Annotated in this window: 1 protein-coding gene (only partly in view); it reads right to left on the reverse strand. The window is 65.5% G+C overall.

Annotation, left to right across the window (positions count from 1 at the left end):
- Nucleotides 1-18,961 carry the 3' portion of an immunoglobulin-like domain-containing protein gene (locus tag ACIP21_RS27910; protein ID WP_400694718.1) on the reverse strand. The gene runs 11,735 nt beyond the window's last position, so the window shows 18,961 of its 30,696 coding nt (coding positions 11,736-30,696); its start codon lies beyond the right edge, outside the window; the stop codon is at nucleotides 1-3.

Raw genomic sequence — 18,961 nt, forward strand, 5'->3', positions numbered from 1 at the left:
TCAGCTGTTGTTGTTGTCGATCTTGATGGTCGGGTCGGCGCCGCTGATCAACGAGTTGATCGTGGTGTTCGACCAGTTCACGCCCTCCAGCTTGATGCTGACGTCGGCGTTGGCCAGCCCGCCAGCCGCGTTGAGCTTGCCTTCGGTACTGATCTGCAGGGTCGATTCGCCGCCCACCGTGGTGATCTTCAGGTAGTTGTCGATGGTCGAACCGCGCTCGCCCTGCAGCAGGTCGGTGAGGTCGATGCGGTCACCTTCGCTGGGCTTGAAGTCCTTGATCACGTCCTGGCCGGTGTCGCCCATCTTCCACACGAAGCTGTCGGCACCGCTGCCGCCGGTGAGGATGTCGTTGCCCTTGCCGCCGATCAGGGTGTCGTTGCCCGCCCCACCGAACAGCATGTCGTTGCCTTCACCGCCCAGCAGGGTGTCGTTGCCGGTACCGCCGAGGAGGATGTCGTTGCCCTTGCCGCCATCGATGTAGTCATTGCCGCCCTGGCCGAAGATGACGTCGTTGCCGGCCCCACCCATCAAGTTGTCGGCACCGTCGTTGGCGCGCGACAGGTCGAACTCGGTGTAATGCTCGGTGATGTATTGGTGCATGACCTTCGCATCCACGGCGCTGGCGTCCACCCCGAGCTTGTCCGCGACGAAGGCTTGCACGGCCTCGATGCCGCTGCCGGGTATCGAATCGAAACTCACCAGGTCGCCGAAGATGATGTCGTGGCCATCGCCGCCATCGATCTTGTCGGCGCCGGCAACGGTCGCGTCGGTGTGGCCGAGGATCGCATCGGGGATCTTGCTCGGGTCGATGTTGACCTGGGGTACGCCGTCGCTGTCGAACGGTTTCAGGTCGGTGGCGGCGATGCCGCTGCCGACGCCGACGGCTTCGACCGCGGAAAGTGCCGCGAGCAGCGCGAAACTGGAGGTGGCGTTGCTCAAGGTGGCATCGGTGGTGGTGCTGCCGGTACCGGCCCGGGTCGAGAGCTCGTAGCCACCATTGCCCTCGGCGCGGATGTTGCCCGTGGTCACGGCGTTCCACTTGTAGCTCAGGCTCGGCAGGTCATAGGTGCGGGTTTCGGCGGTGAGCTTGCCGGCGCTGTCGATCGACACCCGGTTGCTGGTGTCGAGCTGGTAGTTGGTCAGGGTGTCGCCCATCTTGTAGTTGATGTTGCTGAGCAGCGTGTCGAGCTTGACCGTGCTGTTGGCCAGGGTCGGGTTGGTCTGCTCGCCGGTCTGGTAGTAGGTCGGCTGGCCGTCGGTGAGGAAGTAGGTCTGGTTGGTGCCGGTGACGCCGGCGTTCTTCAGGTTCTGGAACCAGTTGGCGGTGGTCTTGAAGGCATCCTCGTAGTTGGTGCCGCCCTCCGCGCTCATGCCGCTCAGGGCATTGAGCAGGGTCTTGAGGCCCGCGTCGTTGAGGGTGACCGCGACCGTGCTCTTGACCTGGCTGGCGAAGTCCACCAGCAGCACGTTCACCGTACCCACGCCGGTGGCCTTGGCATCGGCCAGCAGGGTCTGGAAGGTGGTGGCCAGCGCCGCCTTGGTGGCATCGATGCCGGTGGTGCTCATGCTGCCCGAGGTGTCGACGATGAAGGCGAGGTTGTAGTTGGTGCCTGCGGCCATGTGCAGGCCGGCGGTGTCGGCAATGATGATGTCGTCGCCATAGGTGCCGGTCGAGGTGTCGTTGGCGGTGGTCAGCTGGCTGGTGGTGTAGGTGTCCGGGTACACCGTGACCTTGAGGGTACCCTCGGTGGTGGCGAAGCTGCCGCCGACCGACTCGGTGGAGGTCGAGGTCACCTTCACGTCGAACTGGCCGCTGTAGTAAGCCGGTGGCTTGATGGTCAGGCTGCTCAAGGTCCAGCCGCTGACATCCACCGCCGTACTGCCGACCGTGGCGCTGTGCCCGGCATTGTCGCTGATCACCGACCCTGCCGGGATGCCGCCGAGCTTCACGCTCAGGGTCTCGGAGCCGTCGGTGTCGGTCAGGCCGCTGCCGATGCCCACCAGCTTGACGCTGCCGTTCTCCGGCCCTTCGTTGAGCTTGTAGCCGTTGTAGTAGCCCTGGTTGCTGGTGCCGTGCAGGTCGGACACGGTGACCCCGGCGTTGGTGAGCGCCGTGACGTTCTGGTACATCGGGATGGTGGTGCTGTTGAAGTCGCCCGCCAGGCCGCCGTTGACCGAGATGTTGACGTCGTAGCTGCCCGGGCCGGACTGGTTGGCGTGGTAGATCTCCAGGGTGTAGTAGCCGCTGGTGGTCGGCGTGTAGGTCCCTGAAACCAGGCCTGCGCCAGTGCCCCAGGTGGCGGTGACCACGTTCTTGCCGCCAATGTTGACCAGCAGGCTGTCGTCGGCGATGCCGCTGAAGGTGTAGGTCTTGCCGGCCTCCAGGTACACCAGGCCGGAGGTCTTCGAGCCGCTCTGCGCCGCCACGGTGGAGTCGGACTGCACGTTGGTGATGGTGGCCGACGTGGTGGCGTTGCCGGAGTTGGCGAACACCGTCTTCAAGGCATCGCCGGTGATGCCGTTGCCGTTGGTGCCCAGGCCGGTGAGGGTGGTCCAGGTTTCCTTGGTCAGGCCCAGCGAGTTGACGCTGTTGCTGCCGATCGACAGGGTCGGCGCATCGGCGACCGGGGTGATGTCGACCTTGAGCACCGTTTCACTGCCCGGGGTGATGCCGTCGGTGGGCTTGAACTTGATCTGCGCGTAGTCGGCCTGCTTGTTGCCCACGCCGGTGCCGCCGTAGCCGTCGGCGCCGGACTGGTTGGCCAGCGGCACGAACTTGAGCTTGCCGGCGGCGATGTCGGCCTGGCTCACGGTCTGGTTGACGGTCACGTTCACCCAGGCGCTGCCGTTGTTGTACTGCAGGGTGCCAAGGGTCGGCAGCTGGGTGATGGTGACGCCCAGGCTCGAGGTCGGGCTGTCGACGTCGGTGACGTTGAAGTTGCTCCAGGTCAGCACCAGCGCGGTGTCCTCGACCCCGGTGGCGGCGCCGCCGGCGGACACCGGCGCGTCGTTGACCGCCACCACGTTGACTGTGGTGGTGGCGGTGTTGGACACGTTGACCCCGTCGGTGACCGTGACCGTGATGATCCGCGGCGTGGTGCTCGGGTCTTCGCTGGTGTTGACGAAGGTGATGTTCTTGATCGCCTGCATGTAGTCGGCCAGCGAGGCGTTGCCGGTCAGGGTCAGCACCACCTTGCCGGCGGTGACGCTGGAGGTGATGGTGATGCCATTGACGCTGCTGCCTAGGTTCAGCGCATCGCCCGCCTGGGCGTTGGTCAGGGTGACGGTGGCACCGGCCATCTGCGGGCTGTCGAAGTCGGTGATGGAGATGTCCAGGTCACTGATCGAGTTGCCGCTGCCGTTCTCGATGAAGGTGGTCTGGAAGTCGGCGCCGGTCTTGCCGCTGGAATCGTTGGCGTCCAGGTCCAGCACCGGGGCTGGTTCGAACAGCTGGGTGGTGATGCTGCCCGCGGTATTGCTGACCACCAGGCCCTCGAAGTTGCCGCCGGTGGCCGAGTCGATCTTGATGGTGAAGGTCTCGGTGCCTTCGGTGACGTTGTCCTTGATGGTCGGGATGCTGAAGGTGGCCGTCGAGCTGTTGGCCTTGATGGTCACCGTGGCCACGCCGGTGTAGTCGACACCGTTGGTGGCGGTGCCGCTGTAGCTCAGTTTCACCGTGACATCCGTCTGCGGCGGGTTGGTCAGGGTCAGGGTGTAGGTGGCGGTGCTGCCCTCGGCCACGGTGGCCGAGCCGGTGATGCCGAGGGTGGTGTTGTTCAGCGTGTCGGTCACCGCGGTCACTGCTGGCGCCGAGTTCACCACCAGGCTTTCGAAATTGCCGCCGGTTGCACTGGTGATCGTCGCGCTGACGTTGGTGGCGTCGATGTACACGTCGTCGGCTGGCGCTGCCACGGTGACGCTGCCGCTCGACTGGTTGGCACCGATGGTGATGGTCTGGCCATTGCTCAGGGTTACCGTCACGGCTGTCTGCGCCGGGTTGGTCAGGGTCGCGGTGTAGACGATCTGCCCGCCCTCGGCCACGGTCGGTGTGGCGGTCAGGGTCACGGTGGTGGTGTCCTGCACGTCGGTGACGCTGGTGCTGATCACGGTCTTGTTGGCCACCAGGTTCTCGTAGCTGCCACCGGAGACGCTGCTGATGCTGTTGGTGACCGGGGCATGGCCCTGGTAGACGTCGTTGGTCACGGCGCCAGTCGCGGTGCCTGAGCTCTGGCCGACCGGGATGGTGATGGTCTGGCCGTTGGTCAGGGTCACCACCACCGGAGTGACGGTGACCGGCGCGCTGACGGTGGCGGTGTAGATGATGGTGCCACCCTCGGCCACGCTCGGGGTGGCGGTCAAGGTGACCGTGCTGGTGTCCTGCACATCGGTGACGCTGGTGCTGACCTGGGTCTTGTCGGCCACCAGGTTCTCGTAGCTGCCACCGGACACGTTGCTGATGCTGTTGGTGACCGGGGCGTGGCCCAGGTACACGTCGTTGGTGACGCTGCCGGTGGCGGTGCCTGAGCTCTGGCCGACCGGGATGGTGATGGTCTGGCCGTTGGCCAGGGTCACCACCACGGCGCTGCCGGTGACGGGGGCACCGACGGTGGCGGTGTAGGTGATGGTGCCGCCCTCGGCCACGCTCGGGGTGGCGGTGAGGGTGACGGTGGTGGTGTCCTGGACATCGGTGACGGTGGTGCTGACCGCTGTCTTGTTGGCCACCAGGTTTTCGTAGTTGCCGCCGCTGACGGCGGTGATGCTGTTGGTGACCGGCGCGTGGCCCAGGTAGACGTCATTGGTGACGGTGCCGGTGGCCGTGCCGGAAGTTTGCCCGACGGCGATGGTGATGGTCTGGCCGTTGGCCAGGGACACCAGCACCGGGCTGCCGGTGACCGCAGCGGTAACGGTCGCGGTGTAGACGATGGTGCCGCCCTCGGCCACCGACGGCGTGGCGGTGAGGCTCACGGTCGAGGTGTCGATGGTGTCGGTGACGTTGGTCACTGCCGCGGTGCTGTTGATTGCCAGGTTCTCGAAGTTGCCGCCGCTGGCGTTGGTGATGCGCGCGCTGACCTGGGTGGCGTCGATGTAGGGATCATCGCCTGGTGCGGCAATGGTGACGCTGCCGGAGGTCTGGTTGGCGCCGATGGTGATGGTCTGGCCGTTGCTCAGGGTCACCGTCACGGCCGTTTGCGCGGCGTTGGTCAGGGTCGCGGTGTAGGTGATCTGGCCACCTTCGGCCACGCTTGGCGTCGCCGACAGCGAGACGGTGGTGGTGTCCTGCACATCGGTGACCGTGGTGCTGACCACGGCCTTGTTGGCCACCAGGTTCTCGTAATTGCCGCCGGTCACATTGCTGATGCTGTTGGTGACCGGTGCATGGCCCTGGTAGACGTCGTTGGTCACGGCGCCAGTCGCGGTGCCGGAACTCTGGCCGACCGGGATGGTGATGGTCTGGCCGTTGGCCAGGGTGACCACCACCGGGCTGCCGGTGACCGGCGCAGTCACCGAGGCGGTGTAGACGATGGTTCCGCCTTCGGCCACCGATGGGGTGGCGGTCAGGCTCACGGTCGAGGTGTCGATGGTATCGGTGACGTTGGTCACAGCCGCCGTGCTGTTGATTGCCAGGTTCTCGAAGTTGCCGCCGGTAGCGTTGGTGATGCGCGCGCTGACCTGGGTGGCGTCGAGGTAAGGGTCATCGCCTGGCGCGGCAATGGTGACGCTGCCGGAGGTCTGGTTGGCGCCGATGGTGATGGTCTGGCCGTTGCTCAGGGTCACGGTCACTGCGGTTTGCGCGGCGTTGGTCAGGGTCGCGGTGTAGACGATCTGGCCGCCCTCGGCCACGCTCGGGGTCGCCGAAAGCGAGACCGTGGTGGTGTCCTGCACGTCTGTGACGCTGGTGCTGACCTGGGTCTTGTCGGCCACCAGATTCTCGTAATTGCCGCCGGACACGTTACTGATGCTGTTGGTGACCGGCGCATGGCCCTGGTACACGTCGTTGGTGACCGCACCGGTAGCCGTGCCGGAGCTCTGGCCGACCGGAATGGTGATGGTCTGCCCATTGGTCAAGGTCACCACCACCGGGCTGCCAGTGACCGGAGCGGTTACCGACGCGGTGTAGGTGATGGTGCCACCTTCGGCTACTGACGGTGTTGCAGTCAGGCTGACGGTCGAGGTGTCGACGGTGTCGGTGACGTTGGTCACCGCCGCCGTGTTGTTGATCGCCAGCTTCTCGAAGTTGCCGCCGGTGGCATTGGTGATGTTGGCGCTGACCTGGCCGGCGTCGAGGTACGGGTTGTCGCCGTGGGTGGCGACACTGACGCTGCCGGAGGTCTGGTTGGCACCGATCGTGATGGTCTGACCGTTGCTCAGGGTCACGGTCACTGCGGTTTGCGCGGCGTTGGTCAGGGTCGCGGTGTAGACGATCTGGCCGCCTTCGGCCACGCTCGGCGTCGCTGACAGCGAGACGGTGGTGGTGTCCTGCACGTCGGTGACACTGGTGCTGACCTGGGTCTTGTCGGCCACCAGGTTCTCATAATTGCCGCCGGACACGTTGCTGATGCTGTTGGTGACCGCGGCGTGGCCTACATAGACATCGTTGGTCACCGCGCCAGTCGCGGTACCAGAGCTCTGGCCAACCGGGATGGTGATGGTCTGGCCGTTGGTCAGGGTCACCACCACCGGGCTGCCAGTGACCGGAGCGGTCACCGAGGCCGTATAGGTGATGGTGCCGCCTTCGGCCACCGATGGCGTTGCAGTCAGGCTGACAGTCGAGGTGTCGACGGTGTCGGTGACGTTGGTCACGGCCGCTGTGCTGTTGATCGCCAGCTTCTCGAAGTTGCCACCCGAGGCATTGGTGATGTTGGCGCTGACCTGGCCGGCATCGAGGTACGGGTTGTCGCCGTGGGTGGCGACACTGACGCTGCCGGAGGTCTGGTTGGCGCCGATGGTGATGGTCTGGCCGTTGCTCAGGGTCACGGTCACCGCGGTTTGCGCGGCGTTGGTCAGGGTCGCGGTGTAGACGATCTGACCACCCTCGGCCACGCTCGGGGTCGCCGACAGGGAGACGGTGGTGGTGTCCTGTACATCGGTGACGCTGGTGCTGACCTGGGTCTTGTCGGCCACAAGGTTTTCGTAGTTGCCGCCAGAGACATTGCTGATGCTGTTGGTCACAGCAGCGTGGCCCACATAGACATCGTTGGTCACCGCGCCGGTGGCCGTGCCAGAGCTCTGGCCGACTGGAATGGTGATGGTCTGGCCATTGGTCAGGGTCACCACCACCGGGCTGCCGGTGACGGGGGCGCCGACGGTGGCGGTGTAGGTGATGGTGCCGCCCTCGGCTACGGACGGTGTGGCGGTCAGGGTGACCGTGGTGGTGTCCTGTACATCGGTGACGCTGGTGCTGACCACGGTCTTGTTGGCCACCAGGTTCTCGTAGTTGCCGCCAGATACGTTGCTGATGCTGTTGGTGACGGCGGCGTGGCCCACATAGACATCGTTGGTCACCGCGCCCGTGGCGGTGCCAGAGCTTTGGCCGACCGGGATGGTGATGGTCTGGCCGTTGGCCAGGGTGACCACGACCGGGCTGCCGGTGACCGGAGCGGTCACCGACGCGGTGTAGACGATGGTCCCGCCTTCGGCTACCGATGGGGTTGCAGTCAGGCTGACGGTCGAAGTGTCGATGGTGTCGGTGACATTGGTCACCGCCGCCGTGCTGTTGATCGCCAGGTTCTCGAAGTTGCCGCCGGTAGCGTTGGTGATGCGCGCACTGACTTGGCTGGCGTCGAGGTAAGGATCATCGCCTGGCGCGGCAATGGTGACGCTGCCGGAGGTCTGGTTGGCGCCGATGGTGATGGTCTGGCCGTTGCTCAGGGTCACGGTCACCGCGGTTTGCGCGGCGTTGGTCAGGGTCGCGGTGTAGACGATCTGACCACCCTCGGCCACGCTCGGCGTCGCCGACAGCGAGACGGTGGTGGTGTCCTGTACATCGGTCACGCTGGTGCTGACCTGGGATTTGTCGGCGACCAGGTTTTCGTAATTGCCGCCAGAAACATTGCTGATGCTGTTGGTGACAGCAGCGTGGCCTTGGTAGACGTCGTTGGTGACCGCGCCGGTGGCCGTGCCGGAGCTCTGGCCGACTGGAATGGTGATGGTCTGCCCATTGGTCAAGGTCACCACCACCGGGCTGCCGGTGACTGGAGCGGTCACCGAGGCGGTGTAGGTGATGGTGCCGCCTTCGGCCACCGATGGCGTTGCAGTCAGGCTGACAGTCGAGGTGTCGACGGTGTCGGTGACGTTGGTCACGGCCGCTGTGCTGTTGATCGCCAGCTTCTCGAAGTTTCCGCCGGTGGCATTGGCGATGCTGGCGCTGACCTGGCCGGCATCGAGGTAGGGGTTGTCGCCATGGGTGGCGACGCTGACGCTGCCGGAGGTCTGGTTGGCACCGATGGTGATGGTCTGGCCGTTGCTCAGGGTCACGGTCACTGCGGTTTGCGCGGCGTTGGTCAGGGTTGCGGTGTAGACGATCTGCCCACCCTCGGCCACGCTCGGGGTCGCCGACAGCGAAACCGTGGTGGTGTCCTGCACATCGGTGACGCTGGTGCTGACCTGAGACTTGTCCGCCACCAGGTTTTCGTAATTGCCGCCAGAGACGTTACTGATGCTGTTGGTAACGGCGGCATGGCCCACATAGACATCGTTGGTTACCGCACCGGTGGCCGTGGCGGAGCTTTGGCCAACCGGGATGGTGATGCTCTGGCCGTTGGCCAGCGTGACCACGACCGGAGTGCCGGTCACGGGGGCGCCCACGCTTGCGGTGTAAATGATGGTGCCGCCTTCGGCCACCGACGGTGTGGCGGTCAAGGTGACCGTGGTGGTGTCGGTCACATCGGTGACGCTGGTGCTGACCTGGGACTTGTCGGCGACCAGGTTTTCATAGTTGCCACCAGACACGTTGCTGATGCTGTTGGTGACTGGCGCGTGGCCTTGGTAGACGTCGTTGCTGACGGCCCCGGTGGCCGTGCCAGAACTCTGACCGACCGGGATGGTGATGCTTTGCCCGTTGGCCAGGGTGACCACGACCGGACTGCCGGTGACGGGTGCGCCCACGGTGGCGGTGTAAACGATGGTCCCGCCTTCGGCCACGGACGGTGTGGCCGTCAAGGTCACCGTGGTGGTGTCCTGCACATCGGTGACGGTAGTGCTGACCACGGCCTTGTTGGCCACCAGGTTTTCATAGTTGCCGCCCGACACATTGCTGATGCTGTTGCTGACGGCGGGATGGCCCTGATAGACATCGTTGGAGACCGCTGCGGTCGCGGTGCCGGAACTCTGCCCGACCGGGATGGTGATGCTCTGGCCGTTGGCCAGGGTCACGACCACGGCAGAGCCGGTCACCGGCGCCGTCACCGTGGCGGTGTAGACGATCGTGCCGCCCTCGGCCACCGACGGCGTGGCGGTCAGGCTCACGGTCGAAGTGTCGATGGTATCGGTGACGTTGGTCACCGCAGGCGTGCTGTTCACCGCCAGGTTCTCGAAGTTGCCGCCTGAAGCATTGGTGATGCGCGCGCTGACCTGGCTGGCATCGAGGTACGGGTCATCGCCCGGCGCCGCAATGGCGACGCTGCCGGAGGTCTGGTTGGCGGCGATGGTGATGGTCTGGCCATTGCTCAGGGTCACGGTCACTGCGGTTTGCGCGGCGTTGGTCAGGGTCGCGGTGTAGACGATCTGACCACCTTCGGCCACGCTCGGGGTCGCCGACAGGGAGACGGTGGTGGTGTCCTGTACGTCGGTCACGCTGGTGCTGACCTGGGTCTTGTCGGCGACCAGGTTCTCGTAATTGCCGCCGGTGACATTGCTGATGCTGTTGGTGACCGGCGCATGGCCCTGGTAGACATCGTTGGTCGCTGCACCCGTGGCGCTACCCGAACTCTGGCCGACGGCAATGGTGATGGACTGGCCGTTGGCCAGGGTCACCACCACCGGGCTGCCGGTGACCGGAGCCCCCACCGTCGCGGTGTAGAGAATAGTGCCGCCTTCGGCCACGGACGGTGTGGCCGTCAGGGTGACCGTGGTGGTGTCGGTCACATCGGTGACGCTGGTGCTGACCTGGGTCTTGTCAGCGACCAGATTCTCGTAGTTACCGCCGGAGACATTGCTGATGCTGTTGGTGACCGGCGCGTGGCCCTGATACACGTCGTTGGTTACGGCACCGGTGGCCGTGCCGGAGCTCTGGCCGACCGGGATGGTGATGCTCTGGCCATTGGTCAGGGTCACCACGACCGGGCTACCCGTCACGGGCGCGCCCACGCTTGCGGTGTAAACGATGGTGCCACCTTCGGCCACGGACGGTGTGGCCGTCAGGGTGACCGTGGTGGTGTCGGTCACATCGGTGACGTTGGTGCTGACCTGGGTCTTGTCAGCGACCAGATTCTCGTAGTTACCGCCGGAGACGTTGCTGATGCTGTTGGTGACCGGTGCATGGCCCTGGTACACGTCGTTGGTCACCGCGCCGGTAGCCGTGCCGGAACTCTGGCCGACCGGGATGGTGATGGTCTGGCCGTTGGTCAGCGTGACCACGACCGGGCTGCCGGTGACCGGTGCGGTCACCGAGGCGGTGTAGGTGATGGTGCCACCTTCGGCCACCGACGGTGTTGCAGTCAGGCTGACGGTCGAGGTGTCGACGGTGTCGGTGACGTTGGTCACGGCCGCCGTGCTGTTGATCGCCAGCTTCTCGAAGTTGCCGCCGGTGGCATTGGTGATGTTGGCGCTGACCTGGCCGGCGTCGAGGTACGGGTTGTCGCCGTGGGTGGCGACACTGACGCTGCCGGAGGTCTGGTTGGCACCGATGGTGATGGTCTGGCCGTTGCTCAGGGTCACGGTCACTGCGGTTTGCGCGGCGTTGGTCAGGGTCGCGGTGTAGACGATCTGACCACCCTCGGCCACGCTCGGGGTCGCCGACAGCGAAACCGTGGTGGTGTCCTGCACATCGGTGACGCTGGTGCTGACCTGAGACTTGTCCGCCACCAGGTTTTCGTAATTGCCGCCAGAGACGTTACTGATGCTGTTGGTAACGGCGGCATGGCCCACATAAACATCGTTGGTTACCGCACCGGTGGCCGTGGCGGAGCTTTGGCCAACCGGGATGGTGATGCTCTGGCCGTTGGCCAGCGTGACCACGACCGGAGTGCCGGTCACGGGGGCGCCCACGCTTGCGGTGTAAATGATGGTGCCGCCTTCGGCCACCGACGGCGTCGCCGTCAGGGTCACCGTGGTGGTGTCGGTCACATCGGTAACGGTGGTGCTGACCGTGGCGCTGTTGGCCACGAGGTTTTCGTAGTTGCCGCCGCTGACGGCGGTGATGCTGTTGGTGACCGGTGCATGGCCCTGGTAGACGTCATTGGTCACGGCGCCGGTGGCCGTACCGGAACTCTGCCCGACCGGGATGGTGATGCTCTGGCCGTTGGCCAAGGTGACCACCACGGGGCTGCCGGTCACGGGCGCGCCCACGCTGGCCGTGTAGGTGATGGTCCCGCCCTCGGCCACCGACGGCGTGGCGGTGAGGGTGACCGTGGTGGTATCCGTCACATCGGTGACACTGGTGCTGACCTGGGTCTTGTCGGCCACCAGGTTCTCGTAGCTGCCACCGGTCACAGTGCTGATGCTGTTGGTGACCGGCGCGTGGCCTTGGTAGACGTCGTTGCTGACGACACCGGTGGCGGTGCCGGAGCTTTGGCCCACCGGGATGGTGATGGTCTGGCCATTGGTCAGGGTCACCACCACCGGGCTGCCGGTGACCGGTGCACCCACGGTGGCGGTGTAGACGATTGTCCCGCCCTCGGCTACCGACGGCGTCGCCGTCAGCGTCACCGTGGTGGTGTCCGTCACATCGGTCACAGTGGTGCTGACCGTGGCACTGTTGGCCACCAGGTTCTCGTAATTACCGCCGCTGACGGCGGTGATGTTGTTGGTGACCGGTGCATGGCCTTGGTAGACGTCGTTGCTGACGGCCCCGGTGGCCGTGCCGGAACTCTGACCGACCGGGATGGTGATGCTTTGCCCGTTGGCCAGGGTGACCACGACCGGACTGCCGGTCACCGGCGCTCCCACGGTGGCGGTGTAGACGATGGTTCCGCCTTCGGCCACCGATGGCGTGGCGGTCAGGGTCACGGTGGTGGTGTCCTGAACATCGGTCACCGTGGTGCTGACCGCCGCCTTGTTGGCGACCAGGTTCTCGTAGTTGCCGCCCGAAACGTTGCTGATGCTGTTGCTGACCGCTGGATGGCCTTGGTAGACGTCGTTGCTCACCACACCGGTGGCCGTGCCGGAGCTCTGGCCGACCGGGATGGTGATGGTCTGCCCGTTGGCCAGGGTCACGACCACGGCAGAGCCGGTGACCGGCGCCGTCACCGTGGCGGTGTAGACGATGGTGCCGCCTTCGGCCACCGATGGCGTGGCGGTCAGGCTCACGGTCGAGGTGTCGACGGTATCGGTGACGTTGGTCACCGCTGGCGTGCTATTGACCGCCAGGTTCTCGAAATTACCGCCCGAGGCATTGGTGATGCGGGCGCTGACCTGGCTGGCGTCAAGGTACGGGTCATCGCCCGGCGCCGCGACGGCGACGCTGCCGGAGGTCTGGTTGGCGGCGATGGTGATGGTCTGGCCATTGCTCAGAGTCACGGTCACTGGCGACTGAGCGGCATTGGTCAGGGTCGCGGTATAGACGATCTGGCCACCCTCGGCGACGGTCTGGGTCGCCGACAGGGAAACGGTGGTGGTGTCCTGCACATCGGTGACGTTGGTGCTGACCTGGCTCTTGTCGGCCACCAGGTTCTCGTAATTGCCGCCGGTCACGTTGCTGATGCTGTTGGTGACCGGGCCATGGCCCTGGTAGACGTCATTGCTCACCGCACCCGTGGCGGTGCCGGAGCTCTGGCCGACCGGGATGGTGATGGTCTGGCCGTTGGCCAGGGTCACCACCACCGGGTTGCCGGTCACTGGCGCACCGACTGTAGCGGTGTAGATAATGGTGCCGCCCTCGGCTACGGACGGCGTCGCCGTCAGCGTCACGGTAGTGGTGTCCGTCACATCAGTCACCGTGGTGCTGACGGTGGCGGTATTGGCGACCAGGTTCTCGTAATTGCCGCCGGACACATTGCTGATGCTGTTGGTGACTGGCGCGTGCCCCTGGTAGACATCGTTGGTCACGGCGCCGGTGGCCGTGCCGGAGCTCTGGCCGACCGGGATGGTGATGCTCTGGCCATTAGTCAGCGTGACCACGACCGGGCTACCCGTCACGGGCGCGCCCACGCTTGCGGTGTAAACGATGGTGCCGCCTTCGGCCACCGACGGCGTGGCGGTCAGGGTGACCGTGGTGGTATCTGTCACATCCGTCACGCTGGTGCTGACCTGGGATTTGTCGGCGACCAGGTTTTCGTAGTTGCCACCGGACACGTTGCTGATGCTGTTGGTGACCGGCGCATGGCCCTGGTAGACGTCGTTGGACACCGCGCCAGTCGCGGTGCCGGAGCTTTGCCCGACTGGGATGGTGATGCTCTGGCCATTGCTCAGGGCGACCACGACCGGAGTGCCGGTCACGGGTGCGCCCACGCTTGCGGTGTAAACGATGGTGCCGCCTTCGGCCACGCTTGGGGTCGCTGTCAGGGTCACTGTTGTGGTGTCGGTCACGTCCGTCACGCTGGTGCTGACTTGTGACTTGTCGGCGACCAGGTTTTCGTAGTTGCCACCGGAGACGTTGCTGATGGCGTTGGTGACCGGTGCGTGGCCTTGGTAGACGTCGTTGCTGACCACGCCGGTAGCGGTGCCGGAACTCTGGCCGACCGCGATGGTGATGGTCTGGCCATTGGTCAGGGTGACCACGACCGGGTTGCCGGTGACCGGCGCGCCCACGGTGGCGGTGTAGACGATGGTGCCGCCTTCGGCCACGGTTGGCGTGGCGGTGAGGGTGACGGTGGTGGTGTCCTGGACATCGGTCACCGTAGTGCTGACCGTCGCCTTGTTCGCCACCAGGTTTTCGTAATTGCCGCCAGAGACGTTGCTGATGCTGTTGCTGACCGCCGGATGGCCCTGATAGACATCGTTGGAGACCGCTGCGGTCGCGGTGCCGGAACTCTGCCCGACCGGGATGGTGATGGTCTGGCCGTTGGCCAGGGTCACGACCACTGCAGAACCGGTGACCGGCGCCGTCACCGTGGCGGTGTAGACGATGGTGCCGCCTTCGGCCACCGATGGCGTGGCGGTCAGGCTCACGGTCGAAGTGTCGACGGTATCGGTGACGTTGGTCACCGCAGGCGTGCTGTTGACCGCCAGGTTCTCGAAGTTGCCGCCTGAAGCATTGGTGATGCGGGCACTGACCTGGCCGGCATCGAGGTACGGGTCATCACCTGGCGCCGCGACGGTGACGCTGCCGGAGGTCTGGTTGGCGGCGATGGTGATGGTCTGGCCATTGCTCAGGGACACGGTCACTGCAGACTGCGCGGCGCTGGTCAGAGTCGCGGTGTAGACGATCTGGCCGCCCTCGGCCACGGTCTGTGTGGCCGACAGCGAAACCGTGGTGGTGTCCTGCACGTCGGTGACGTTGGTGCTGACCTGGGTCTTGTCGGCCACCAGGTTCTCGTAATTGCCGCCGGTGACATTGCTGATGCTGTTGGTGACCGGCGCATGGCCCTGGTAGACGTCATTGCTCACCGCGCCCGTGGCGGTACCGGAGCTTTGACCGACCGCGATGGTGATGGATTGGCCATTGGCCAAGGTCACCACGACTGGGCTGCCGGTGACCGGTGCCCCGACAGTCGCGGTATAGAGGATGGTGCCACCTTCGGCCACGCTTGGGGTGGCGGTGAGGGTGACGGTGGTGGTGTCCTGGACATCGGTCACCGTGGTGCTGACGGTGGCGGTATTGGCGACCAGGTTTTCGTAGCTGCCACCGGTCACAGTGCTGATGCTGTTGGTGACCGGCGCGTGGCCTTGATAGACGTCGTTGCTGACGGCGGCCGTGGCCGTGCCCGAACTCTGACCGACCGGGATGGTGATGGACTGGCCATTGGTCAGGGTCACCACCACTGGGCTGCCGGTGACCGGCGCGCCGACGGTGGCGGTGTAGATGATGGTGCCGCCTTCGGCCACGCTTGGGGTGGCGGTCAGGGTGACGGTGGTGGTGTCGGTCACATCGGTGACGCTGGTGCTGACCTGGGTCTTGTCGGCGACCAGGTTCTCGTAGTTGCCGCCACTGACATTGGAGATGCTGTTGGTAACCGGCGCATGGCCCTGATAGACGTCATTGCTGACAGCGCCCGTGGCTGTGCCTGAGCTCTGGCCGACCGGGATACTGATGGTCTGGCCATTGCTCAGGGTGACCACGACCGGGCTGCCGGTGACGGGGGCACCCACACTCGCGGTATAGATGATGGTGCCGCCCTCGGCCACGCTTGGCGTGGCGGTCAGGGTGACGGTGGTGGTGTCCTGCACATCGGTCACGCTGGTGCTGACCTGGGACTTGTCGGCGACCAGGTTCTCGTAGCTGCCGCCGGAAACATTGCTGATGCTGTTGGTGACCGGTGCATGGCCCTGGTAGACGTCGTTGCTGACGACACCGGTAGCCGTGCCGGAACTCTGGCCGACCGGGATGGTGATGGTCTGGCCATTGGTCAGGGTAACCACGACCGGGCTGCCGGTGACGGGCGCGGCGACGCTGGCGGTGTAGACGATGGTGCCGCCCTCGGCCACGGACGGTGTGGCGGTCAGGGTAACGGTGGTGGTGTCGGTCACATCGGTGACGCTGGTGCTGACCTGGGTCTTGTCCGCAACCAGGTTCTCGTAGTTGCCGCCGGATACGTTGCTGATGCTGTTGGCGACTGCCGGATGGCCCTGATAGACGTCGTTGCTGACGGCTGCCGTGGCGGTGCCCGAACTCTGACCGACCGGGATGGTGATGCTCTGGCCGTTGGCCAGGGTGACCACGACCGGGCTGCCAGTGACCGGAGCGGTCACCGTGGCGGTGTAGACGATGGTGCCGCCCTCGGCCACCGACGGCGTGGCGGTCAGGCTCACGGTCGAGGTGTCGACGGTATCGGTGACGTTGGTCACCGCTGGCGTGTTGTTCACCGCCAGGTTCTCGAAGTTGCCGCCCGAGGCGTTGGTGATGCGGGCACTGACCTGGCCAGCGTCGAGGTACGGGTCATCGCCGGGCGCCGCCACGGCGACGCTGCCGGAGGTCTGGTTGGCGGCAATGGTGATGGTCTGGCCGTTGCTCAGGATCACGGTCACCGCGGTTTGCGCGGCGTTGGTCAGGGTCGCGGTATAGACGATCTGGCCGCCCTCGGCCACGGTCTGGGTCGCCGACAGCGACACCGTGGTGGTGTCCTGTACGTCGGTCACGCTGGTGCTGACCGGTGCCTGATTGGCGACCAGGTTCTCGTAATTGCCGCCGCTGACGCTGGTGATGCTGTTGCTGACGGCAGCGTGGCCCTGGTAGACATCGTTGGTCACCGCGCCGGTGGCCGTGCCAGAGCTCTGGCCGACCGGGATGGTGATGGTCTGGCCGTTGGCCAGGTTGATCACCACCGGGCTGCCGGTCACCGGAGCGCCCACTGTGGCGGTGTAGAGGATGGTGCCGCCTTCGGCCACGCTTGGCGTGGCGGTGAGGGTAACGCTGGTGGTGTCCTGGACATCGGTGACCGTGGTGCTGACCACGGTCTTGTTGGCGACCAGGTTTTCGTAGTTGCCCCCCGACACGTTGCTGATGCTGTTGGTGACTGGCGCGTGGCCCTGATAGACGTCGTTGGTCACGGAGCCAGTCGCCGTGCCAGAACTCTGGCCGACCGGGATGGTGATGGTCTGGCCATTGGTCAGGGTAACCACGACCGGGCTGCCGGTGACCGGAGCGGTCACCGAGGCGGTGTAGACGATGGTCCCGCCTTCGGCTACCGACGGCGTGGCGGTGAGGCTCACGGTCGAGGTGTCGATGGTGTCGGTGACATTGGTCACCGCCGCCGTGCTGTTGATCGCCAGATTCTCGAAGTTGCCGCCGCTGGCGTTGGTGATGCGCGCACTGACTTGGCTGGCGTCGAGGTAAGGATCATCGCCTGGCGCTGCAATGGTGACGCTGCCGGAGGTCTGGTTGGCACCGATGGTGATGGTCTGGCCATTGCTCAGGGTGACGGTCACTGCGGTTTGCGCGGTGTTGGTCAGGGTCGCGGTGTAGACGATCTGACCACCCTCGGCCACGCTCGGCGTCGCCGACAGCGAGACGGTGGTGGTGTCCTGTACATCCGTCACGCTGGTGCTGACCTGTGTCTTGTCCGCGACCAGGTTCTCGTAATTGCCGCCGGACACGTTGCTGATGCTGTTGGTGACAGCAGCGTGGCCCTGGTACACGTCGTTGGTGACCGCACCGGTGGCCGTTGCGGAACTCTGGCCAACCGGGATGGTGATGCTCTGGCCATTGGTCAGTGTGACCACGACCGGGCTGCCGGTCACTGGCGCGCCGACGGTGGCGGTATAGATGATTGTGCCGCCTTCGGCCACGGACGGCGTCGCCGTCAGGGTCACCGTGGTGGTGTCGGTCACATCGGTGACGCTGGTGCTGACCGGGGCACTGCTGGCCACCAGGCTCTCGTAGTTGCCGCCGCTGACGGCGGTGATGCTGTTGGTGACCGGTGCATGGCCCTGGTAGACGTCATTGGTCACGGCGCCGGTGGCCGTACCGGAACTCTGCCCGACCGGGATGGTGATGCTCTGGCCGTTGGCCAAGGTGACCACCACCGGGCTGCCGGTGACCGGCGCGCCCACGCTGGCGGTGTAGACGATGGTGCCGCCTTCGGCCACGGACGGTGTGGCGGTCAAGGTAACGGTGGTGGTGTCGGTCACATCGGTGACGCTGGTGCTGACCTGAGACTTGTCCGCCACCAGGTTCTCGTAGTTGCCGCCGGACACATTGTTGATGCTGTTGGTGACCGGCGCATGGCCTTGGTAGACATCGTTGCTGACGGCACCGGTGGCGGTGCCGGAGCTCTGCCCGACCGGGATGGTGATGGTCTGGCCATTGGTCAGGGTGACCACGACCGGGCTGCCGGTGACCGGTGCACCCACGGTCGCGGTGTAGACGATGGTGCCGCCTTCGGCCACGTTCGGTGTGGCCGTCAGGGTGACGGTGGTGGTGTCGGTCACATCGGTGACGCTGGTGCTGACCGTGGCGCTGTTGGCCACCAGGTTTTCGTAGCTGCCGCCGCTGACGGCGGTGATGTTGTTGGTGACCGGGGCATGGCCCTGGTAGACGTCGTTGGTCACGGCACCGGTGGCGGTGCCGGAGCTCTGGCCAACGGCAATGGTGATGGTCTGCCCGTTGGCCAGGCTCACCACCACCGGGCTGCCGGTGACGGGGGCGCCCACGCTGGCGGTGTAGACGATGGTGCCGCCTTCGGCCACCGATGGTGTGGCGGTCAGGGTCACGGTGGTGGTGTCTTGCACATCGGTGACGCTGGTGCTGACCTGGGACTTGTCGGCGACCAGGTTTTCGTAGTTGCCCCCCGACACATTGCTGATGCTGTTGGTGACCGGTGCATGGCCTTGATAGACATCGTTGCTCACCACACCGGTGGCCGTGCCGGAGCTCTGGCCGACCGGGATGGTGATGGTCTGGCCATTGGTCAGGGTCACCACGACCGGGTTGCCGGTCACTGGTGCTCCGACTGTAGCGGTGTAGATGATGGTGCCGCCTTCGGCCACGGACGGCGTCGCCGTCAGGGTCACCGTGGTGGTGTCGGTCACATCGGTGACGGTGGTGCTGACCGTGGCGCTGTTGGCCACCAGGTTCTCGTAATTACCGCCGCTGACAGCGGTGATGTTGTTGGTGACGGGCGCGTGGCCCTGATAGACGTCGTTGGTCACGGCACCCGTGGCGGTGCCGGAACTCTGGCCGACGGCAATGGTGATGGTCTGCCCATTG

Source organism: Pseudomonas sp. NPDC089401, from assembly GCF_044749485.1.
GTDB lineage: Bacteria > Pseudomonadota > Gammaproteobacteria > Pseudomonadales > Pseudomonadaceae > Aquipseudomonas.